Consider the following 22,066-nt stretch of genomic DNA (forward strand, 5'->3'; position numbering starts at 1 on the left):
GCCCGGCCGGGTCAGCCGCGCGGGAAATCGTCACAGTGGAGTTCCGCCGATGCTTCGACCGGCAGTCTCAACGCGGGCGCACCAGCGCGGCGATGTCGGTGAAGCCGCGACGGACCGCGTGGTCGTAGGCGGTGCGCCCCTCGGCGTCCCGGATGCCCACGTCCGCGCCCGCGTCGACCAGCACCTGGACGATGTCGCGATAGACCGTGCTGCCGTCGCCGTAGTAGACCGCCTCGAGCAGAGCGGTCCAGCCCAGGTCGTTGACATGATCGACGTCGATCTCGGTCTGGCGCAGCACCTCTCGCACGTAGTCCAGATGTCCCTTCTCCGCCGCCGGGATGAGCGCGTTGCCGCCGAACCGGTTGCGCAGCGTCAGATCCGGTCGCGCCGGCAGCAGCGCCTCCATCATGGCGACGCTGCCCGTGACCCCCGTATTCACCCAGGGGCTTTCGCCGCGGTCGTCCCGGGCGTCGGGATCGGCCCCGTATTCCAGCAGGACCCGCGCGACCGGCACATCGTCGGCCAGCACCGCCAGCATCAGCGGTGTGCGACCGGCGTCGTCCCGGGTGTCGACCTGGGCTCGCCGGGTCAGCGCGGCGCGCACGGCCGCGGTGTCTCCGGCGGTCGTCGCGGTGAGCAACGCGCTGTTCGCCTGTCCGGCAGGGAGATCGGGTGGCGCCTGATCGGTGTTGGACACGGTCATCTCGGGTTCTGCCGGGGTGTTCGTCCCCGGCTCGGTGGCGCACGCGCTGATCAGCAGAGCGCCGGTCAGTAGCGCGAAGCCGTAGTGCCGGGGTCGCCGCGAGATGTTCATGCCCGCTGCTCCGTTCGTCGGGGAAGGCTGACGGAATCCATGCTTCGGGATTCCGTCGACCGGCGAATCGGCGTACCGGCTGGTCGCGCGGATCGTCCGGACGATGCCGGGGTCGGCCGATCGGATGACCCGCCACGCTCCCCGGACGCACTTCCCTGCGAGGGGTGGCGCGCCGCTCGTCAGGGCAGCCGGTCGACCAGGGTCGTGGCGAGCAGGGCGACCGATCGATCCGGATCCCGGGTCAGGCGGCGCAGGGGGTCCAGCGCGAGGTCGGCGGGCATCTCGGCGAGCGCCTGGGTCAGCCGGACCCGGATCGCCGAATCCGTTGCGGGCGCGTCGAGTTCGTCGAGCAGGGCGCGCAGGATCCGCTCGCCCCACTCCGGCTCCCGGGCCAGGACGGCCAGCAGTTCAGCGGCCTCGACGTCGTTGCGGCCCTCGACCACCGCCTCGACCAGCACCGGGATCGCGGCCGTGCCGCCCCGGGCGCCCACCGCGAGGGCGGCGCGGCGGCGGACGGCCGGGTCGTCGTCGGCCAGAGCCTCGGTGAGGAATGCGGTCGCCGCCGCGCCGGGTAGCTCGGCGAGCGCCAGCACCGCGCGCCGCCGGATCTCGGCCTCCCCGGACCGCAGGCCAGAGGCCAGCGCGGGCACGGCGTCGGCCCCGGACCGGGCCAGTGCCCACCGCAGCGCGCCCGCGACGTTCTGGTCCGTTTCGGCGAGCACCGCCTCGGCCAGCAGGTCCGCCGGCAGCGGGGCGTCCTCGCCGGGCGCGAGGACGGCCTGCTGGCGGCGCGCGGCATCGTCCGAGCCGAGGTCGCGCATCAGCGCGACCAGGCGCAGTACGTCCTGCCAGTCGCTGGGCCGGGCCGCGTCGACCTTGCGGAGCCGGCCCAGCAACTCCTGCTGTTGGGCGAGCCGCTGTTCGGTTTTGCGGGTGAGGTCGGCGACCAGCGCGGCGGGTGTGAAGCCCGGATCGTCGAGGGCCTGCCCGACTTCGCGCAGGGACAGACCCAGCGAACGCAGACCCTCCACGTGGAAGATCCGCCGGATGTCGTCGAGGCGATACTCCCGATAGCCGCCCACGGTGCGGCCCGTGGGCCGCACCAGCCCGAGTGCGTCGTAGTGCCGCAGCATCCTGGCGCTCACCCCCGACTGGCTGGCGACCTCACCGATCAGCACCTGGGCTTCTCCTCCCATTTCGGACCGAGCGCGACGGCCCGCCGCGCGGCGTCGACGGCGAAACCGGCTCCGCCGTCGGGGTCGAGCAGCAGCTCCCGCGTCGCTGTCGCGTGCGCGCGCACCGCCGGGTCGGGCGCGGCCAGCGCCTGTTCCAGCACGGGCTCGAGCTCCGCGCCCAGTGCTACCAGGGCCCGGCTCAAACTCAACCACGTCTCCCGATCGCCGCGGCCGAGCTGGGTGGCCAGCGCGGCGGCCAGCGTGTCGCGCTCGGCGTCGGGCACGAGCACGACCGCCGCGCGCCACGCGGCCCGGGCGACCTCGTCGTCGGCGTCGCGCAGCAAGGCCGGGGTGATCGCCGGCCACGAATCCGGGTCGCCGATCTTGGACAGGGTGTGCAGGGCCTGGCTGCGGGCCTGCGGGCGTGCCGAAGCCAGTTCCGCGCGCAGCTTCGGCACGGTGACCTGCGCCGGGAGCCGGGTGAGCGCCCAGGTGAGCATGTCGCGCACGAAGAAGTCCGGCTCGATCGCGCACCGTTCCAGGAGCGCGTGGGCGAAGGCCGCCTCGGGCTCGGTGCCGAGCGCCAAGGCCGCCTGCAGTCGAATCGAGGACTGCTCGGCCGTCAGTGCGCCGAGCAGCCGGGTGTGCTGTGGGTTCCGCTGTGTCGTGTTGATGGGGACCACCTCCGACCGCCAGTGAAGACCTTGGCACTGTGACAAGGTCAAGTGCGGCGGCGGGGCGGGCCCTAAAGCAGGACGAGGACCGCGCTGATCGCGATGATCAGCGTGATCCATACCGCAAGGACACCGAGCGCCGAGCGCTCGCCGCCGAAGGTCGGGGCAACCTGGATGGGGCGGTGGCGGGGTATGTCGTTCGTCTTCACGAGCTCGCTCCTTCCCGAAACTGCGCTTCCGCTCCGGGCATACCCGGATCCCGGGTGCCGCACCAGCTTCCGGAGTGTTTCGCGTCACGATCGCCGACGAGCCTGTGCGCCTTCGTTATTGGAGACTCCGTAGCAAACTGAGTTCCGGTGCGCTGACCACGCTCGCGGGGCCGCTGCTGGTCACCGCGCCGATCGTGATCACGGCCGCGCTGCGGTACTTCTCCACGCCGGGCCGCTGAGGTCCCGATGAACCTCAGGGAGTTCGTGTTTCGGCTCCCTCCGGGTGACCGGGGGCGGTGAACCGAGCCGGCCATCGCCGCCCCCGATCGCTATGCGTGCCATCGCCGCCCCCGATCGCTATGCGTACTGGGACAGCTGCCGCTCGAGTTCGGTGATGCGCCGGCGCGCGGCGAGCAGTTCGGATAGCTCGGCGCGCGTGAGAATCGCCCGCCCGGTGGCGATCAATTCCTGCCGCCGCCAGTTGTAGATCGTTTGCTCGGAAATGCCCAGATCGGCGGAAACGCGAGCGACCGGGCGGCCGGTTTCCACCATGTCCAGTACTTTCCGGCGGACCTGCTGGGAATAGCGCTTGGGCATACAGACTTCTCCTTCGGCGATACGAATAGCTCAACGAGAGGGTGAAGCGGGGGCGAAGAATCGCGAAATGCGCGCCTGCCGAAGCATTTCCGATGTTGCTCGGGGCTGCTTCTAGGCGGAAGCGTTACCTACACGATAGGTATTCCCGCCTTGACCGGTCAAGCATTTAGAGTAATTCGGTCCGTTTAAACAAATTAACGACTGGTCGGTCTGCGTGCCTGTTTGCCGATGCCGCTCGGGCACCGATGAATCCGCCGCCGCGATCTCGTCAGGACTATCGAAGGCATCCGGTAACTCCGATCGCGAAGGTATTCCGTGACCGACATCGTTTCCCGCGCCGGCCTGTGGACCATGGCGCACACCGAACGCGCGGCCCTGGCCGCGGATCTCGCCGGCCTGGACGAAGCGCAGTGGCGCCACCGATCACTGTGCGGGGACTGGGTGGTCGAGGACGTGGTCGCCCACCTCACCGCCGGTGCGAGTCTGGGCCGCGGCCGGTGGCTGCTCAGCGTGCTGCGCGCCGGCTTCGATTTCGACAAGCACAACAGTCGCCAACTCGCGCGGCACCGCGGCGCCACGCCCGCGGAAACGCTGGCCCGATTTCGCGCGGTGGTCGACAGCACCACCGCCCCTTCCGGCCACACGGCCGCCTGGCTCGGTGAGGTGGTCGTCCACGGCCAGGACATCCGGCAGCCGCTCGGCTTGGCGAGCGCGCCTGCGCCGGCGGCGGTCACCGAGGTTGCCCGCTTCTATGCCGCCCGCGATTTCACCGTTGCCGGGAAGACTCTGATCGAGGGCCTGCGGCTGGAAGCGACCGACGGCCCGTTCGCCGTCGGATCCGGCCCGCTCGTCACCGGAACGACGATCGCGCTGACGATGGTCATGGCGGGCCGGGCCGGCTACTGCGCCGAACTCACCGGACCGGGTGTAGCCAGCGTGCGCGCCCGGATGTCCACGCCCGCTCCGTGACCCGCCCCCGCGGTCTCCGCCGACTCACGATTTACTGGACTGGGCCGCGGCGGTGACCGTGCAGGCCAGGCCGCGCAATTCGGCGGGAATGAGGTAGGGGGTGCGGCGGCCTTCGAAGCTGTCCAGCACCACGCCGTCCGGCCAGCACACGTGATAGCGCAGCCAGTAGCGGTGCTGGGGGTCCAGCGCGCTGGGCTCGGGGAGATCGCGCTGGGTGCGGTGCGCGAGTTCGTCGAGCGCGGCGGCGACCTGGGCGGGGCTGCCGGAGTTGCCGACCTGCCACCAGCATTCGAAAAGCTTGCCACCGCGATTGATCTCGACGATATAGATCAACTGTGGCGCCTGATCCGGGGCGGTCATACCGGACACGTTTCCAGAAACGAACCAAGTGGTCCAGTTTAACGGAAGGCGCGTCGCGCCTGACTTCGTTGGCCGGAGCGGAATTTCGTGGCGCCGATCCTCGAGGTAAGCTCCGATAACTAGAGGTTTCTCCTCCGCTTTTATGCGTTGCGGGCCGCGACCGTGCTCTATACGGGCCCTGAACTCTGCACAACCCGGTTAACTCCAGGAGAGTCATTCGTGTCCGTATATCTCTACCGCTGGGGCAAATTCGCCTTCCGCCGCAAATGGGTCGTGCTGCCCGTGTGGCTGGTCCTGCTGGTCCTGCTCGGCGTCGCGGGCAGCTGGCTGAGCAAACCGATGAGCGATGAGTTCAGCATGCCCGCGCTACCGTCCGAACGCGCCACCGACATTCTGGACAAGCAGTTCCCCGGAATGTCCGAGCAATTCGGGATCGACGCGGTCAGCGGCGCCTACGTCATCAAGGCGCCCGCGGGCACGAAACTCACCGACATGGCGAACGTCGCCGCCGTCGACGCCCTCATCGCCGGCTTGCGGGCGCTCACGGTCGAGGAGCGCGCGCTCGTCGCCGCGGACGACGCGGCGGCCCTGCGCAACCCGGTCGAGGTCACGCGGAAGATGGGCTGCCTGGCCGCCGCCGACCCGGCCCGATGCTCGGGCGCCCCGCTCAACGTGCTCAACCGGGACGCCCCGGCGACCGTTGCCGTGCTGACGGTTCCGTTCGACATCGCCTCGGCGGCCGACATCACCGACGCCGACCGGCACGCCGCCTACGCCGTGGCCGATCCCGCCCGCGCCCAGGGGCTGACCGTCGAGATCGGCGGCGCCATCCAGCAGAAGCAGGAACAGCCCAGCGGGCAGGCCGAATTGATCGGCATGGGCGTCGCACTGGTGGTCATGGTGATCGCCTTCGGCGCCGTCGTCGCGGCGTTCGTGCCCATCGTCACCGCGCTCGCCGGCCTCGGCGCCGCCATGCTGGTGATCGCGCTCGGCACCGCGGTCATCGAGGTGCCGAGCTTCACCACGTTCCTGGCCTCGATGATCGGGATCGCGCTGTCCATCGATTACGCGCTGTTCATCGTGTCCCGCTACAAGCACGAACTGCGGGTGGCGCGAAATCCGGAGGAGGCGGCCGGCATCGCCGTCGGGACAGCCGGATCCGCCGTGGTGTTCGCCGGTCTCACCGTCATCGTCGCGCTCGGTGCGCTGAGTATCGTCGGGGTGAACTTCCTGACCTTCATGGGACTGGGCGGTGCCATGGCGGCGTTCTTCGCCGTGCTCACCGCGATCACGCTGATGCCCGCCCTGCTGGGGGCCTTCGGCCGCTTCCTGTTCACGCCGAAGCTGCCGCTGATCGCCCGCCACGATCCCGAGGACGACGGCGCAGCAAGCAACGGCATGCGCGTCGCCCGGCTGATCGGCGCCAGACCGGGGGCCGCCCTGCTGCTTTCGGTGGCCGCGCTTGCCGCCCTTGCCGTTCCGGCGCTGCATCTGCAATTGGGCCTGCCGGGCGAGGACAGCTTCCCGGCCGACTCCACCATCCGGCAGGCCTACGACATCCGGACCGAGGGCTTCGGTGAAGGCAGCAACGGCATCCTCACGGTGGCCGCCGATCTCGAGCGGGTGCCCGAACGTGACCGCGCGGCGGCGGTGGCCGCGCTGCGCGACCGGCTCGAGGAGTTCGCGGAGCTGGATTACCTCACCGAACCGCAGCTCAGCGCGAACGGGCTCGGCGTGATGTTCAACGGTGTCCCGAAATCGGGGCCGAACAACCAGGACACGAAAGACTTGGTGCGCGATGCGCGCGCCGCCGAAGCGGAACTGACCGAGCGGTACGGGATCGAGTACGGCATCACCGGCACCACCGCCATCTACGCCGACATGGACCGGGTACTGCTCGGCAAGATCGTTCCGTACCTGGCCATCGTGGCCGGCGCGGCCTTCGTTCTGCTGATTCTGGTGTTCCGCTCCATTCTGGTTCCGCTCACCGCCGCGCTCGGCTTCCTGCTGTCCATGGCGGCCACCTTCGGCGCGACCGTGCTGATCTTCCAGGAGGGCGCGTTCGGCCTGATCGCCGATCCGCAGCCGATCATCTCCTTCCTGCCGATCATGCTGATCGGGCTGGTGTTCGGCTTGGCGATGGATTACCAGGTCTTCCTGGTGACCCGCATGCGCGAGGAATTCGTGCACGGGAAATCGGCGAAGAACGCGATGATCGCCGGATATCACCACGGCGCCCGCGTGGTGACGTCGGCGGCGATCATCATGATCTCGGTCTTCGGCTCGTTCCTGCTCGAATCCGACGTCACCGCCAAGTCGATGGGCTTCGCCCTGGCCGCCGGTGTCGCCATCGACGCCTTCGTGGTGCGCATGGTGCTGGTGCCCGCGTTGCTGGTGATCATGGGCAAGTGGTCGTGGTGGATGCCGCGATGGCTCGATCGTGTGCTGCCCGATATCGATGTCGAAGGCGCGAAGCTGCGGGCGCTGCGGCAGCCGAAGCGTCCCCTGTTCCAGGAGGTTGTGATCACGCCCGCGTTGCGCCCGGAATCCGAAGCGGTCGCCGAGCAGGCTCCGCCGCGGCAGTCGCCGACCCCCGCCGAGCCGCAGCGGTCGCCGAGCCCCGCTCAGCCGCAGCGGTCGCCGAACCCCGCCGTGCCGGTGGAGTTGACGCACGCCGCCGACCTCGCGGAACCGGTGACCGCCGGGGCGCGCGCCGAGAGCGCCCGCAACGGTCTCGGCAAGCCGCGCCGCACCCCGGCGATCACCGGCCGGGTCACCCGCGACGACGGCCACCCGCTCCCGGACGCCGTACTCACCCTGGTCGATCAACACGGACATCAGCATTCGCGCGTCACCGGCGACCACGACGGCGCGTACCGCCTCGAACCACCCGCCGCGGGCGGCTATGTCCTGATCGTCTCCGCGGACGGCTACCAACCGGCCGCGGTGCACGTCACCGCCGTGCCGCGCGGCGAGCAGCAGGTCGATATCCGGCTGCACTGGTCCGGCGCCCTGTCGGGTGTGGTGCGCACCGCGTCGCGAGAGCCGGTGCCGGACGCCACGGTCACCGTGACCGACCGGCACGGCGAGGTGGTCGGCGCCGCCGTCACCGCGGCCGACGGCGTCTACGCCTGCAAGAGCGTGCCGCCGGGCACCTACACCCTCGTCGTGGTCGCCGACCGCATGCGGCCCACCGCGACCACCCTGACCGTTCCGCCCTCCGGCCAGTTGCGTTTCGACGTCGAGATGGCGTCGATGGCGCTGCTCTGGGGCACGGTGCACGCCGACGGGCGCACGGTCCACGGTGCCCGCGTCACCGTCCTCGACCGGGCCGGTGTCCTCGTCGACGTCGTGCACACCGACGCGGACGGCCGCTACGTGGTGCCCGATCTGCCCGAGGGGGAGTACACCGTCGTCACGCGCGGCTACCCGCTGGTGACCAGCGAGGTGACGATCAACGGCAGCGACGTCGACCACGACGTCCGGCTCGGCTTCGCGCTCGGGGAACACGCCGAGCTGTCGTGACCGGGGTGGAGGTGGTCGCCGCCCACCACGAGTGCGTGACGGTGCGGGCGGGCGCGGTGTTCCTGAAGATCGATACCGATCAGCGCCGCGGCGATGTCGAGGTCGCGGCGATGCGGGCGGCGCCGATCCCGACGCCGGAGGTGCTGTGGCGCCGGCCGCCCGTGCTGGCGCTCGCCGCGCTCCGCGGCCGAGCCCTCGGCCGCCTCGGCACCCCGCCGACCACCGGGCCGGCGGCCTGGGCGGCGGCGGGCGCCGCCCTCCGCAAGCTGCACGACGCCCCGCTGCCGCCCTGGCCCGGCCGCACCGTCGACGAGCTCACGGCCGAACTGCACCGCGAGTGCGACTGGCTGATCAGGAACGAGGTGCTGCCCGCGGACCTGGTCGCCGGGAACCGGCGTATCGCCGAGGCCGCGCTCCGGCCCTGGACCCCGGCCTTCATCCACGGTGATTTGCAGCTGTCCCACGTGTTCGTCGACGGTGACGAGGTCACCGGCGTCATCGACTGGACCGAGGCGGCCCGGGGTGACCCCCTCTACGACCTGGCCACCCTGACCCTCGGCAACCCGGATCGTCTCGACAATGTGCTCGCGGGCTACGGCGCCGACGCCGACCGCGAGGTGATTCGCGGCTGGTGGTCGCTGCGCAGCCTGCGGGGGATCCGCTGGCTGGTCGAGCACGGCTTCGATCCGACCCTGCCGGGCTGCGAAGTCGACGTGCTGCGCGCCCAGCTCTGAGGGCGGCGCGTGTCCGGTCCGGGCCCGGAAACGTCCGGTCCGGAGAGTTCGTTTTCTGGCCTCGAGCTCGGGAAAAGGCGATTCGAGCAAAAACAAACTGGACGGTTGATGCAAATCTGTGTCGGCACCGGAAACGCACGGTGCGACTCCCCACAGAACGAAAAGGAACACCCGACATGCTCTCTGGATTCACGCAGCTGTTCAACAACCTGTACCTCTTCGGTGGCGACCTGCTCGGCTTCCACCTCAGCCTGGGCTGAGCCCCGACTCCGGAAAGCCCGCACGGTCGTCCCCTCATCCGGCTGTGCGGGCTTTCCGCCTGTCAGGAACAGGCGCGTGCGAACGTACCGTCGAGCCGCCGCCAGTCCGCGCCGAGTTCGGTGCCGTGCGTCGCGGCGCACACCCGCCGCGCGGCGACCTCCGCGTCCGTGGTCAGCCAGCGCAGCACCGCACTGCCCCCGCCCGCGCCGAGCATGCCCGCGGGGCTGAACTGCACCCGCCAGCGCTCGGTGCCGCGCGGCACGATCGAGGACCCGATGGCCGCCGGAGCGGCCGGGTCCGCCACCGACCACAGCCGCACCGTCTGATCGTCCGCGCCGGTGGCCAGCAACCGCGAGACCGGATCGAAGCTCACCGAGCGAATCGCGCTGGCGTGCCCGCCCACGGCGGCCAGTTCCTCGGCGCGGTCCCCGTCGATGCGCAGGATCCGCACGATCTGATCGTCGCCGCCGGTGGCGATCAGCGTGCCGTCGCGACTGATCGACAACGCGTTCACCGCCCGGCGGTGATCGCTGAGCACGGTCGAGATCCGTTGCCCCGCGGCCAGATTCCAGCTGTGCAGCCGCCCCTCGCCCGACACCGCGTACAGCCGTGCACCGTCCGGCGCGAAGGCGACCGCGTTCATCCAGCCGCCCGGCCCGGTGAGCGGGCCGGGCCGGGCGACCGGTCGTTCGCGATCGGCGAGATCCCACAGCTGCACGCTGGAGTCGCCGAACGCGGTGGCCAGCAGGCGCGAATCGGGGGAGAAGGCCAGCTCGTGCGCGTAGCGCGCGCCGGGGATGGCCAGGGTCGCGAGCCTGGCCGGCGCGGTGGGCGTACTGGTGTCGAACAGCAGCGCGTCACCGGTGCCGGAGGAGGTCACCGCCACCGTGCGGCCGTCGGGCGCGAGCGCGACGTTCTCCACGCGCAGCGCGCCGCTGGGCGGGGTGAGCGCGGAGAGCAGGCGCGGCGTCGCGGCGGCGGTGTCCCAGAGCAGCACCCGCCCGTCCCACGAACCCGTCACCATGAGCTTGCCGGAGGCGTCGAAGCTGGGCGCCTGCACCAGGCCGGTGTGCCCGGTGACCTCGGCCGGCGACAGATTCCACAGCTGCAGGTTGCCCGCCTGCCCGCCGGTGAGGACGTGGCTCTCGTCCAGGAACAGGGCCGCGGCCAGGGCGCCCCGGCTGCCGTTCATCGCCGTGCCCGCGGGTACCGGCCGACCGGGATCGAGGACACTCCACTGATCGGCGGTACCGTCGCGTCCGGCGGTGACCAGGGTCCGCCCGTCCGGGGCGAAGGTCAGCGACCACACCGCCGCCTCCCGGGTCTGCACCGGCGGGCCCAGCGCGACGACGGCGTCGCGCTCGCGCACCGACCACAGCCGGAAGGTCTGGTCGTCGCTGCCGGTCGCCAGCACGGTGCCGTCCGGGCTGAAAGCCAGGGCGTGGATCGTCAGTTCCTGGCCGGTGAGCGGGGGACCGAGTGACCGGCTCGCGGCCGGGTCGGTGACGTCCCACACCCGTGCGGTGGCGTCGTCACCACCGCTGACCAGTGTGTCGCCGTCCGGGCTGAACGAGACCGAGCGAACGGGCCCGGTGTGCCCGGTCCGGGTGACGGTCGCGCCGGTGACCAGATCGTGCAGGCGGACCGTGCCGTCGTCACCGGCGGTGGCGAGCCACCGGCCGTCGGCGCGCACCGCGACGGCGTAGACCGCACCGCGATGTCCCAAGTCGAGATCCGCGCCGCGCGCCGGCTGCCCGGGGTCGGACACGTCCCAGCGGTGCACCAGCCCGGAACCGGTGGCGGCGAACAACATCCGGCCGTCGGGGGAGAACGCCACCGCGGTCACCCACGACGCGGTGGGTAGCGCGGCGCCCAGCGCGACCAGCCCCCGCACTGGGTCCCGCCGCCACAGCCGCACCGCGTTGTCGTAGCCGCCGGAGGCCACCACACCGTCGCGTGAGTGCGCCACGCCGTAGATCGCTCCTTCATGGGCGGGGACGGTGGCGGCCAGCGGCGCGGACTGCGCGGCCAGCAGCAGACCGCGAGCCTGCGGATCGTCCGGCCGCAGGGTCTCGGCGACCACGGCGAGTTGCGCCGACTCTGTCGGGTCGGCGGACTGGTCGTGCTGCGCGGCGCCGATCAGCGCGGCGAACTCCGCGTCCGCTCGTTCGCGATCGGCGCGCTGACTCTGCCGCAGCGACAGCACCGCCAGCGCCGAGGTCACCACCGCGCCGAGCACCAGGAACAGCGCCAGCGCCCGCGTGGCAAGGGTGCGGCGGCGGCGCACCCGCACGGCCGCGTCGAGGAATTCCACGCTCCGCGGCGGCAGCGGCGTGCGCGACCGCAGGTCGTCGGCCACCGCGAGCCGCGCGCCCTGATACAGCAGGGACCGGTCCCGCCCGGCGGCCACCCATTCCTCGACATCGGTGTGCAGGCGATGCCGCACGATCGCGTCCTCGCGGTCCTCGTCGATCCATTCGGCCAGCCGCGGCCACGCGCTGAGCACCGCGTCGTGCGCGAGCGCGGTGCCGTAGGCGTCCTGGGTGATGATGCGCGCCTCGGCCAGCGCGTTGAGGACCGTGCCCGCGGTGCTCGGGTCCGGGCAGCGCCGGATCAGCGTCTCGCGGTCGACGTGGCGGCCCACGGCGGTGCCGTCGGCGACCGGGGTCACCAGTTGCAGCAGGATGACGCGCGCGGTCTCGCGCTCGGCCGGATCGAAAGCGGCCCACAGTTGTTCGGCGCTGGTGGCGATCGCACCGCGCACGCCGCCGGCCTGCTCGTAGGCGCGCACGCCCAGCAGGTCGCCGTCGCGGAACTGCCAGGCGCTGCGCAGCGCGTGCGCGAGCAGCGGAAAGGTGCCGGCGCGGACCGTCGCGGCCCCGCGCACGCCGAGATCGGCCAGGATCAACTCCACCAGGCCGTCGCCGATGCGCAGACCGGCCCGGTGCGCGGGTTCGACGATGGCGGCGGTCAATTCGGCCGTCGTCGGCGGCCCGAGCAGCATCTGGTTGTGCTCGAGCAGATGCGCCAGGGCCGGATGCCGGGCGGCCTGGGTGTAGAAGTCGGCGCGCAGCGTCGCCACCACGCCCGCGCAGCGGCCGGGTTCGACGCGCCCGTGCACGGTCAGGTCGTCGAGCACCCGCAGGTAGTGCTCGGCGGACGCGTCGTCGAACGGCGGCAGGAACAGTTCCTCGAGCTTGTCCACGGCCAGGACGAAGGGTTTGGCCGGCGCCGCCCGCTCGGCGGTCCAGGCGGCGAGGTCGTCGGCCGCGACCGCACCGGGCGTCACCAGCAGCACGTCGAACTCGTCGCGGACCCGGGCCGCGAAGCCGGCTTGCAGGAGCGAGGATTTGCCGACGCCGGAGTCGCCGACCAGGATCAGCGGTTCGCCGCTGCCGAGGTTGCGGGCGAATCGGGCCTGCATCAGGTCGATCTGGCTGTCGCGTCCGGCGAAGTAGTCGGCGTCGTCGATGGTGAGCGCGGCCAGGCCCGGATACGGGCAGATCATCGGTGCGGCGGGCGCGGCGGCGGCGCGTTCCTGCTGCGCCCGGGACCAGAGCCGGTTCCATTCGATCATCGAGTAGAGGGCCGGCGGTTCGGGCTCGGGGCGGCGCTGCCGTGCGGCGGGCAGGAGCACGCCGATCACCGCGGACAGGCCGTCGAACTTCGCCGGCACGCTGCGGCCGAGCCGCCAGTCCGAGACGCGCTGCGCGCTGATCTCCCGGCCCTGCGGATTGCGGGCCCGCAGTTCCCGGGTGGCGCGGGCGCTGATCGCGCGCAGCGGTGGTGATCCGGCCGTGGTGTAGAGCGTGTCGAGCCGCTGCGCCAGCTCGTCTCGTGCGCTCGTCGTCACCGCGTCACACCCCTGAGTGCGTACCGATCGGTTTGGTTACCGCTTCTCGATGGTACGGCCGTGCGCGGAGGGCATTTCAGTGTACAAGTGTTCACTCTTGGGCTAGGATTCTGCGACCGCCGGTCACAGGTAGTTTCGACGCCCGGTGGGAAGGGAGTCCAGGCACATGACGAATTCCGTTCAGTCCCGCAGGGCGCCGGAGACCGATCCGGACGACCCCGCCGCCGAGGTGGTGCGCGCCTGCATGGACCTGGCGCTGCAGGGCCATCGCGGTGCGGACGTGGCCGAGCGGATCGCCGAACTCGAGCAGATCGCGCGGCGCTGGGCGCAACTCGGCCTGGGGCTCGACCGGCTCCAGCAGGCGGTGCACCAGGGCTACCGGCTCGGATCCGACAGCGCCTACGCGCTGGACACGCCCACCGACGTCGCGGCCGGGATCGTCGCCGCGCGCCGGCAACTCGACATTCTGGAGTCGGTGCACGTGCGCCTGACCCGGGCCTACACCCGGCAACTCCCGGCGCCCACCACCTTCCATCACGCGGCCACCCGCAACCTCGCGGTCGCCCTGCTGCGCGGCGAACTCGCCGGTCCGCTCGCCCGGCACTGCGGCATCCCGATCAGCGCGCACTATCACGTGATCGCCGTGGGGATCGCGGGTCTGCAAACGCGCGACGCCGCGACGCCGATGCTCGCCTCCCGTCTCGAATCGGCGCTGACCGCCCGGTGCGGCGAGACCGCGCTGGCCATCCTCGGCGCGGCGGGCGGAACACTGCTGCTGCCACAGGAATTGGTCGAAGACCACGCGCTCGCCCAGGTGATCCGCGAATTGTCCCGGATCTGTCCGCTGACCGCCGTGGTCGTCGACGCCGACCCGGCCGGCATTCCGGCGGCGGGCCGGCAGGCGCACGAACTGCTGGACACGGCCATGTCCCTGCGCATCGACCCCGGGCTGTACCGCATGGGCGACCTGGGCCTGCACTTCCAGCTCACCCGCCCCGGGCCCGCCCGCGACGCGCTCAACGCGCTGCTGACCCCGCTCGACGGCTACCCCGAACTGCTGCAGACGCTGTCCCTGCACCTGGCCAACGACCTGAACCGCCAGCGCACCGCCAGTCAGCTCCACGTGCACACCAATACCGTCGACTACCGCCTCAAGCGCATCCACCAGCTCACCGGCTGCGATCCCGCCACTCCGGCCGACCTGTGGCGCCTGCGCTCGTCGCTGATCGTGCGCCACTACATCGAGCGCTCGCACCTGGTCGCGCGCTAGCCGTCGCCCCGCGCGGGTACGCCTCGACATCAATTAGCTGACTGATAGCTAACGTTACGGGTTTGTAGTCGAAACCCGGCCTCGACCACGCCTAGCCTGGCAAACGAATCGGATCCACGGGCCACAGGCGAGGGCGAGGAGGTTGTCCATGACAGGTTCGCGAGTCGTTCATGGCGAACTCGAGCCCGGGCGCACGCGGGACGACAGGTATGAACACCTGGAGCCGCTGCTCGCCGAGCTGGCCGACCTCGGCGCCGCGACCGCCGCGGGGCAGGAGCTGCGCGCGCGGATCATCCATCTGGGGCTGCCGCTGGCCGAGCACATCGCGCGCCGATTCGCTGGGCGCGGTGAGGCTTTCGACGACCTGCTCCAGGTCGCGCGGGTCGGCCTGCTGCACGCCGTCGACCGGTTCGACCCCGCGCGCGGGTCCGGATTCCTCGCCTTCGCCGTCCCGACGATCATGGGCGAAGTGCGCCGCCATTTCCGGGATCGGACCTGGCCGGTGCGGGTCAACCGTACGGTCAAGGAGACGCAGAGCCTGCTCGCGCCCGCGATCGAGGCGTTCGCCCAGCGCATGGGCCGCACCCCGAGCATGCGGGAGCTCGCCACGGAACTCGGCACCGATCTCGCCACGATCACTCAGGGGATGCTGGCGGCGAACTGCTATCAGGCCGATTCCCTGGATGCCACCGTCCCCGACGAGTCCGGCGCGGCGCTGCCGCTGGTCGAGCGGATCGGCGCCGACGAGCACTGCTACGGCCTGATCGAGGACGCGCTCAGTGTCCGGCCGCTCATCGCGGAACTGCCCGAGCGCGACCGGCAGATCCTGATCTGGCGCTTCTGCGATTCGCTCACCCAGCAGCAGATCGCCGAGCGTCTCGAGATCTCGCAGATGCAGGTCTCCCGCGTGCTCGCGCGCATCCTCGCCCACATCCGGACACAGGCGTTCGCGCCGCCGGAAGCGGTGCCCGCCCGCTGACTCAGACCTCCCGGTACGGCTCCGCGCGCAGCGACAGCCGTTCGGAAAAGCTTTCGGTCCAAGCCGATTCGGCGGGTTCGGTGACCGCGGCCCGCTTGCGCCGCACGGGACGCTGCCCGCGGGCCGCGCCCGCGAGATTCTTCCCCGGCCCCGCCTGTGCCGCCACCATCCGCACCCCCCAGCTCAGATACGCCTCCACGCTCATGCCCGCGCATTCCGCCGCGTCGACGAGGTTGCCCCACTGGGCGTCGTCCATGGACACGGTCACCGTGACATCCCTGGTCGCCATGCCCTAGGACGATAATCCCCGGCGGCCGGTCCAGGGCGGAGTTGGGGCAGGCCCCGCCGACGCACTGTCTGATCCGCACCGGTCTATCCTTGCGATAATACTAGAATTCTCAGTAACTTAGAAGGTGTGTGACACCAATGTCAATGGTATACACCGTGCATATCCTTCGGAACTGTGAGGAACTTAGCGTGTCATCTGCGCATTACCCTGCGAAAGCGAAGGACCGCCCTGGGCCGCACGAGGATTCGCTGCTGCGGCAGCACCTCGGCGATCGCCGGTTCGTGCTGACGCTGCCGCGTGCGATCGCCTTGCAGGCGTTGCACCCCGCGATCGGGGCCGCGCTGGCCGAGCATGCGAGCAGCCGGTTGTGGCATCACAAGAAGCGCACCGTCTCGCAGATGATCTACCTGGTCTACAGCGGCCGCGACGCCGCGCCGGTCATCCGGAACGGGCACGAGCACCTCAGGGGCGTCGACGGTTTCGGGCGGCGCTATCACGCGCTGCATCCGGAGATCTTCCTCTTCCAGCATGCGACCTATGTGGACGCGCTCGTGCACTCGGTGGAGGTGTTCGGCGGCGGGCTGAGCGCACCGCGCCGCGAACGGCTCTACGCCGAATGCTGCGCCTGGTTCCGCGGGCACGGCATCTCCGACCGGCACCTGCCCGTCACCTGGCCGGAGTTCATCGAATACTTCGAACAAGCCTGCGCGACAACGCTGACCCGCGGACCGCACGCGGACGCCCTCGCGTCCCAGGTGCTGCGGCCGGACGCGTGGCTGCCGCGGCGGGTGCCCTCGTTCGCGGTGCGCGCGCTGCTGCATCCCCGTGCGGCCGAGTTGTTCGACAGCCGGCCCGATGCGACCGATCGGCATGCCTTCACCGCCTACGCCGCGGCCGTGCGCACGACGGCCGCGCTCTCGTCCCGGCGCAGGCGGTATCTGCTGCAAACCCGCGTCCTCTAGGGCGCGCGCATGACTGAAACATGTTCCTGTGCAACAGCATTGGTCGGCGACCGGCGACGTCGAGCGCTTGCGCTGTCCGGCCAGCTGTTATAGCTTCATCGGCAACTTAGTACCGTATATCTCGAGTTCAGAGCGCGATACAAGCAAGAATTGCCATTAACATAGTGTTCGAGCCGCTGTGGGGGTGAGCGGTCGGAGTCGTCTCATCGAAGAGGCGACGGGCAGGTCGGCGAGGTGGAGTTGCCGACGGCCCCGGGGTCGAGTCCACCCTGTCGAAGAGGCTGAACGCTCTGCTGGACAACATCTTTCGAAGGACATCCATGACCCTGGACCGTTTCCGCGACCGGCTGGATTTCGCCGGCATGACCTTGCTCGTCCGCGATCTCGAACAGCTGGACCGATCGCCGATATTCCGAACAGTGCAGTCCGCCAGCACAACTCACGTCCGTGTCGGCGACCGCGCCCGGCTCATGATGAGCTCCAACAACTATCTCGGGCTGGCCAACCATCCGAAGGTGATCGAGGCCGCGCACGCCGCGATCGATCGATTCGGCGCGGCGAGCACCGGCAGCCGGGTCGCCAACGGCAGCTACGAGGTGCACACCGAGCTGGAAGCCGAACTGGCGGCATGGCACGGCACCGAGGCCGCCATGGTGGTGACCACCGGCTATCAGGCGAATGTCGGCGTGGTGAGCGCGCTGGCGGGCGCGGGGGATCGCGTCCTGCTGGACTGGTCGGCGCACGCCTCGATCCACGACGGCGCCAAGCTGTCCGCCGCCACGGTCCGCCGCTTCGCGCACAACGACGTCGCCGAACTGCGCGCGCAGCTGGCGGCCGCGCCGGAGACACCCGCGCTGGTGGTCGTGGACAGCGTCTACTCCATGGAGGGCGACATCGCGCCCATGGACGAGATCGCCGCGCTCTGTAGCGAATTCGGTGCCGCGCTGATGGTCGACGAAGCGCACGGCGTCGGCATCCTCGGCGAGCGGCGCACCGGCGCGGTGGAGCTGTACGGTGTCGCCGACCAGGTCGACATCCGCATGGGCACGCTGTCCAAGGGCATCGGGTCGATCGGCGCCTACGTCACGGGCACCCGCGATCTGATCGACTACCTGCGCACGCACGCTCGCGGCTACCAGTTCACCACCTCGGCCGCACCCGCGGCGGTCGCCGCCGCGCTCGCGGCGACGCGCGTCATCCGCTCGGCCGAGGGCGCCGAACTCGCCCAGCGTCTGCTGGTCAACTCCCGGCACCTGCGAGACCTGCTGGTGGACCGTGGAATTCCGGCGGGCGGTGCGACGCGCACCCCGTGGGGCAGCGATCTCGTCGGCCCGATCGTGCCGGTCCCGGTCGCCGACGAACCGGCGCTGATCGAGCAGTGGAATCAGCTCTATCAGCGCGGCGTGTTCAGCGGCATCAGCGTGTTCCCCGGCGTGCCGATGGGCAGCCCCACGCTCCGGCTGTGCGTGCAGGCCCAGCATTCCGCCGCCGATCTCGCCTACGTCGCGGACGTCGTCGCCGAAACCCACAGCCCCGCACTGCATACCGCGCGCGCCTGACCGAGGAGAGAACCGACCCATGGGCACGATAGTCGTCACCAGGCAATTGCCCGCCACGCCGGCCGCCCTGTTCGACACGATCACCCACCCGGTGACCTGGCAGCACTGGTTCACCATCCACCGGCACTTCGTCGGCGACCCGCCGGAACGACTCGGCGCGGGCTCGCCGCTGACCTCGAAGGTGGTGCTGCTGGGCATGACGAACACCGTCGAATGGACCGTGCGCGAGGCGCAGGCTCCGACCCGCCTGGTCCTGCACGGTCGCGGGATGGCCGGTGTCACCTGTGAATTCGTGTATCAGCTGCGCCCGACGGACACCGGCACGGAGGTGACGGCCGGCGGCGACTTCAGCGGCCCGCTCATCACCGGCCTGCTGGCCGCGGCGCTCGAGAAGCAGGGCCGTGCCCAATTGGACAAGACGCTCACCCGCCTCGCCGCCTACGCGACGCGGGCGTCGTGAGCGGCGATCGGCCCGAGGCGACTCGGGCAGCCGAGGGACAACCGATGGTCGCCGTCGACGAATCCGGCCCACCCACCACGGCATCGGCGCCCGCTCCGCGCGGGATCGTCGCCCGGCTCGCCACCGCCGCCTCGCGCGCACCCCGCGTGACCCTGGTGCTGGCCGCCGTGCTGGTGGCGCTCTGCGGCGCACTCGGCGGATCGCTGACCGGAAAGCTCTCCGCCGGTGGCTTTCTCGACGCGGACTCGGAATCCTCCCGTGCCGCACGGGTTCTGACCGACAACTTCGGTCTCACCGGTATGCAGATGGTGCTGCTGGTCACGGCCCCGGAGACCGCGACGGCGGACACCGTGCCCGCCGCCGGGCGCGAGATCGTGGCGGAATTGCGCGCGGACCCGGATGTCGCAGGGGCACAGGGTCCTTGGGACGGCGGCCCGGCCACCCTGATCGGCACCGACGGCCGGACCGCGGCGATCATCGTCAACCTGCGCGGCGACGACAACACCGCGATGAACACGGCGCATCGGCTGGCCGAGCGCTATATCGGCAAGCGAGCGGGCGCCGAGGTCACCGCGGGCGGCCAGGCCCTGACGTTCTACGACGTGAACAAGATCGCGACCGCGGATGTCGCGCGCGCGGAGCTGATCACCGTGCCGCTGAGCCTGCTGCTGCTGGCGCTGCTACTGCGCAGCGGGATCGGGGCCGCCATCCCGGTGGTGTCCGGCGTCATCGCGATCGCCGGCACCGTCGGCATTCTCGCGCTGCTGGCGCTGGCCGCGGAGGTGTCGGTCTTCGCGCTGAACGTCACCATGGCCATGGGACTCGCGCTGTCCATCGACTATTCGCTGTTGATCATCAATCGCTTCCGGGAATTCCTCGACGACGGCCTCGACCGGCCCGCCGCCATCGTCGCGGCGGTCGCGACCAGCGGCCGGGCGGTGCTCTTCTCCGGGCTGACGGTCGCGCTGTCGCTGGCCGGCGCGATGTTCTTCCCGATGACGTTCCTGCGGTCGATCGCGATCGCGGGCATCGCGGTGGTCGGGCTGTCGGTGCTGCTCGCACTCACCTGCGTGCCCGCCATGCTGGCGCTGTTCGGGGACCGGATCGAGCGCAACCGCCGCCGCGGCGGCCCGATCGAGGAAACCCGGTTCTACCGGCTGGCCCGCTTCGCCCAGCGCCGCGCGGTGCCGGTGACCGCCGTGATCGTGCTGACGCTGCTGGCGCTCGGCCTGCCGCTGCGCGATATCCAGCTCGGCCTGCCCGATGATCGCGTGCTGCCCGCCGACACCGGCGTGCACGCGGTCGGCGACGCGGTGCGCGAGGATTTCGCGCTGCAAGCGGCCGGCACGATCTATCTGGCGCTGCCGGAGGTCCGGCCGGAATCCGTTGCGGCGGTGCGTGAGTACGCGGCGCGGTTGTCGGCGCTGGACGGCGCCGCGGGTGTCTCGGGCTCGCTGGGCGAATACGCCGCCGGCGTCGGGCGATCCGTACTCGATCCGGTGCTGCCCGGCCCGGCGTATCTGGCGGTCCTCACCCCGCACGACCCGCACTCCGAGGAGGGCGAGCGGTTGCTGTCCGCGGTCCACGCGGTCGCCGCGCCCACCGAGGTCCTGGTGGGCGGCCTCGGTCAGCAGAGCCGCGACACGGCCGAGGGCATCGCGGCGGCGCTCGGCCCCGCCCTCGCCTGGATCGTGGGCTCGACCCTGCTGCTGTTACTGCTGCTGACCGGCAGCGTGCTGTTGCCGATCAAGGCCGTGGTGCTGAACCTGCTGTCGCTGTCGGCGAGTTTCGGTGCGCTGGTGTGGATCTTCCAGGAGGGCCACCTCGGCGGCCTGGGCACCGAGGCCACGGGCGTGACCATCGCGACGGTGCCGATCGTCCTGTTCTGCAGCGCGTTCGGGCTCTCGATGGACTACGAGGTGTTCCTGCTGTCCCGGTTCCAGGAGGAGTGGCGGCGGCGTAACGGCCGGACCCGCGCCGACAACGACGCGGCGGTCGCGGTGGGCACCGCGCGCAGCGGCCGCGTGATCACCGCGGCGGCGCTGGTCATGGTGGTCGCCTTCGCCGGGACCATCACCAGCGAGGTCGCGATCATCCGGGCGGTGGGTGTCGGCTTGACCCTCGCCGTCCTGATCGACGCGACCCTGATCCGGCTGCTGCTGGTGCCGGCGGTCATGCGCCTGGCCGGAGCGTGGAACTGGTGGACACCCGCACCGCTGCGGTCGCTGTCGGCGCGCTTCGAGATCACCCATTGAGGCCGTCGATGGATCTGGGGACAACAATGTTCGACACCAATGACGCCGAGTGGCTGGCGCGGGTGTCCTCGATCGCCGGGCAGCCACGAGCGAGCGGCGCCGAGCTGTTCGCGGCGGGCGTCCTCGATCCGGTCTTCGCCCCGTCGGCCCGGCCGATGGCAACGTTCTGCCGGGGCCTGGCGGCGATCGCCGCGCACTCGGTGGAGCTGGCCGAGGCCGTGCACGTGCAAGCGTTCTGCGCCACCACGATTCGGCGGCACGCGCCCGAGTCGCTGTGGTCCGAACTGGGCCCGGGCTTGCGGGCCGGGAGCACACTCGCCGTCTCGTGCCTGAGCGAGGCGAACGCCGGATCCGACCTGGGCGCGGTGGCGCTGGAAGCGGTCCGCGACGGCGCGCACTACCGGCTCGACGGCGACAAGAACTGGGTGGCGCACGCGGCGGCGGCCGACGAACTGATCGTCTACGCGCGGACCCGGGACGCGGGTCTCGGCGGGATCACCGCCTTCCTGGTGCCCGCCGACGCGCCCGGCGTCGGCGTCTCGGCGCCGTTCCCGCACCTGGACGGGATCGCGGTTCCGGTGTCCGCCCTCACGTTCCGGGATGTCGAGGTCGCCGCCGACCGGATACTCGGCCGGCGCGATCGCGGGGCGCTGGTCACCGACCTCCTGCTCACCCAGGGTCGGCTCGGACTGGCCGCGTGCGCGCTCGGGCTGGGCACGGCCGCCTTCGAGCGGGCGGTGGGTTTCGCCCGGTCCCATACCAGGTTCGGCAAGCCGATCATCGACCATCAGAGCGTCGGGTTCGCCCTGGCCGACATGGCCACCGCCTTGGCGGCGGCCCGCGAACTGCTCTTCCATGCCTGCGCCGTCTTCGATCGCGACCCGGTGACCGCGACCGTGGCGTGCGCGCAGGCCAAGTTGTTCGCCACCGACACCGTCGCCCGGGTGACCGGCGACGCGGTCGAAATCCTCGGCGCGAGCGCCTATCTGCCCGACGAGCCGGTGGAGCGCTGGCTGCGCCAGGCGAAACTGCTGCAAACCCTGCAGGGCACCAACCGAATCCAGCGCCTGAGCATCGTGGCCGGACTCGCGAACGCCGTCCCGGAACCCGAGGGGGAATGA

At 71.0% G+C, this 22,066-nt stretch carries 19 protein-coding genes; 11 read left to right on the forward strand and 8 right to left on the reverse strand.

What is annotated here, in order from left to right:
- Positions 1 to 67: 67 nt before the first annotated feature.
- From AB0I43_RS16965 to AB0I43_RS16980, 4 genes are all read right to left on the reverse strand, one after another.
- Positions 68 to 814 carry an ankyrin repeat domain-containing protein gene (locus tag AB0I43_RS16965; protein ID WP_356978462.1) on the reverse strand — a complete coding sequence of 249 codons (747 nt, stop codon included), beginning with the start codon at positions 812 to 814 and terminating at the stop codon, positions 68 to 70.
- 179 nt (positions 815 to 993) lie between these two features.
- Positions 994 to 1,992 carry a HEAT repeat domain-containing protein gene (locus tag AB0I43_RS16970; protein ID WP_356978460.1) on the reverse strand — a complete coding sequence of 333 codons (999 nt, stop codon included), beginning with the start codon at positions 1,990 to 1,992 and terminating at the stop codon, positions 994 to 996.
- Positions 1,986 to 2,663 carry a HEAT repeat domain-containing protein gene (locus tag AB0I43_RS16975; protein WP_356978562.1) on the reverse strand — a complete coding sequence of 226 codons (678 nt, stop codon included), beginning with the start codon at positions 2,661 to 2,663 and terminating at the stop codon, positions 1,986 to 1,988. Before AB0I43_RS16975 ends, AB0I43_RS16970 begins: the two co-directional genes overlap by 7 nt.
- Before the next feature lie 71 nt (positions 2,664 to 2,734).
- Positions 2,735 to 2,872, reverse strand: a complete 138-nt coding sequence (locus tag AB0I43_RS16980; protein WP_356978459.1) for a hypothetical protein — start codon at positions 2,870 to 2,872, stop codon at positions 2,735 to 2,737.
- Positions 2,873 to 2,946: 74 nt separating this feature from the next.
- Between AB0I43_RS16980 and AB0I43_RS16985 the strand changes: the two genes are divergently transcribed.
- Entirely contained in the window at positions 2,947 to 3,111 is a 165-nt protein-coding gene (locus AB0I43_RS16985; RefSeq protein ID WP_357432441.1) for a hypothetical protein, read from the forward strand.
- A gap of 118 nt (positions 3,112 to 3,229) precedes the next feature.
- On the opposite strand, the gene AB0I43_RS16990 is transcribed toward AB0I43_RS16985, so the two are convergent.
- On the reverse strand, positions 3,230 to 3,469 hold the full coding sequence (locus AB0I43_RS16990) for a transposase (RefSeq protein WP_356978457.1): 240 nt from the start codon (positions 3,467 to 3,469) through the stop codon (positions 3,230 to 3,232).
- A 315-nt stretch (positions 3,470 to 3,784) separates the two neighbouring features.
- Between AB0I43_RS16990 and AB0I43_RS16995 the strand changes: the two genes are divergently transcribed.
- Entirely contained in the window at positions 3,785 to 4,438 is a 654-nt protein-coding gene (locus AB0I43_RS16995) for a maleylpyruvate isomerase family mycothiol-dependent enzyme (RefSeq protein ID WP_356978455.1), read from the forward strand.
- A 24-nt stretch (positions 4,439 to 4,462) separates the two neighbouring features.
- Here AB0I43_RS16995 and AB0I43_RS17000 read toward each other — a convergent pair whose 3' ends face one another.
- Positions 4,463 to 4,798 (reverse strand): hypothetical protein, encoded by a 336-nt coding sequence (locus AB0I43_RS17000; RefSeq protein WP_356978453.1) that lies wholly within the window; start codon positions 4,796 to 4,798, stop codon positions 4,463 to 4,465.
- Positions 4,799 to 5,017: 219 nt separating this feature from the next.
- On the opposite strand from AB0I43_RS17000, the gene AB0I43_RS17005 reads away from it, so the two are divergent.
- Positions 5,018 to 8,323 carry an MMPL family transporter gene (locus AB0I43_RS17005; protein WP_356978451.1) on the forward strand — a complete coding sequence of 1,102 codons (3,306 nt, stop codon included), beginning with the start codon at positions 5,018 to 5,020 and terminating at the stop codon, positions 8,321 to 8,323.
- A complete protein-coding gene (locus AB0I43_RS17010; protein WP_356978449.1) occupies positions 8,320 to 9,057 on the forward strand; it encodes a phosphotransferase in 738 nt (245 codons plus the stop codon). Before AB0I43_RS17005 ends, AB0I43_RS17010 begins: the two co-directional genes overlap by 4 nt.
- A 322-nt stretch (positions 9,058 to 9,379) precedes the next feature.
- Here AB0I43_RS17010 and AB0I43_RS17015 read toward each other — a convergent pair whose 3' ends face one another.
- On the reverse strand, positions 9,380 to 13,171 hold the full coding sequence (locus AB0I43_RS17015; protein ID WP_356978447.1) for a hypothetical protein: 3,792 nt from the start codon (positions 13,169 to 13,171) through the stop codon (positions 9,380 to 9,382).
- 166 nt (positions 13,172 to 13,337) lie between these two features.
- Here AB0I43_RS17015 and AB0I43_RS17020 point away from each other — a divergent pair, with 166 nt between their 5' ends.
- Together AB0I43_RS17020 and AB0I43_RS17025 are read left to right on the forward strand one after the other, a co-directional pair.
- Entirely contained in the window at positions 13,338 to 14,441 is a 1,104-nt protein-coding gene (locus AB0I43_RS17020) for a helix-turn-helix domain-containing protein (RefSeq protein ID WP_356978445.1), read from the forward strand.
- Between the two features lie 148 nt (positions 14,442 to 14,589).
- Positions 14,590 to 15,420: a SigB/SigF/SigG family RNA polymerase sigma factor gene (locus tag AB0I43_RS17025; RefSeq protein WP_356978443.1), complete on the forward strand. Its 831-nt coding sequence runs from the start codon at positions 14,590 to 14,592 to the stop codon at positions 15,418 to 15,420.
- A 1-nt stretch (position 15,421) separates the two neighbouring features.
- Here AB0I43_RS17025 and AB0I43_RS17030 read toward each other — a convergent pair whose 3' ends face one another.
- Entirely contained in the window at positions 15,422 to 15,709 is a 288-nt protein-coding gene (locus AB0I43_RS17030) for a hypothetical protein (protein ID WP_356978442.1), read from the reverse strand.
- Positions 15,710 to 15,897: 188 nt separating this feature from the next.
- Between AB0I43_RS17030 and AB0I43_RS17035 the strand changes: the two genes are divergently transcribed.
- The 5 genes from AB0I43_RS17035 to AB0I43_RS17055 all read left to right on the forward strand — a co-directional run bounded on the left by AB0I43_RS17035 (position 15,898) and on the right by AB0I43_RS17055 (position 22,066).
- Positions 15,898 to 16,671, forward strand: a complete 774-nt coding sequence (locus AB0I43_RS17035; RefSeq protein ID WP_356978441.1) for an oxygenase MpaB family protein — start codon at positions 15,898 to 15,900, stop codon at positions 16,669 to 16,671.
- A gap of 320 nt (positions 16,672 to 16,991) precedes the next feature.
- A complete protein-coding gene (locus tag AB0I43_RS17040; RefSeq protein ID WP_356978440.1) occupies positions 16,992 to 18,230 on the forward strand; it encodes an aminotransferase class I/II-fold pyridoxal phosphate-dependent enzyme in 1,239 nt (412 codons plus the stop codon).
- A gap of 19 nt (positions 18,231 to 18,249) precedes the next feature.
- Positions 18,250 to 18,690 (forward strand): SRPBCC domain-containing protein, encoded by a 441-nt coding sequence (locus AB0I43_RS17045; RefSeq protein WP_356978439.1) that lies wholly within the window; start codon positions 18,250 to 18,252, stop codon positions 18,688 to 18,690.
- A gap of 44 nt (positions 18,691 to 18,734) precedes the next feature.
- A complete protein-coding gene (locus AB0I43_RS17050; RefSeq protein WP_356978438.1) occupies positions 18,735 to 20,945 on the forward strand; it encodes an MMPL family transporter in 2,211 nt (736 codons plus the stop codon).
- 26 nt (positions 20,946 to 20,971) lie between these two features.
- Complete coding sequence (locus AB0I43_RS17055) at positions 20,972 to 22,066, forward strand: acyl-CoA dehydrogenase family protein (RefSeq protein WP_356978437.1); 1,095 nt, start codon at positions 20,972 to 20,974, stop codon at positions 22,064 to 22,066.

Source organism: Nocardia sp. NPDC050435 (assembly GCF_040655395.1).
GTDB lineage: Bacteria > Actinomycetota > Actinomycetes > Mycobacteriales > Mycobacteriaceae > Nocardia.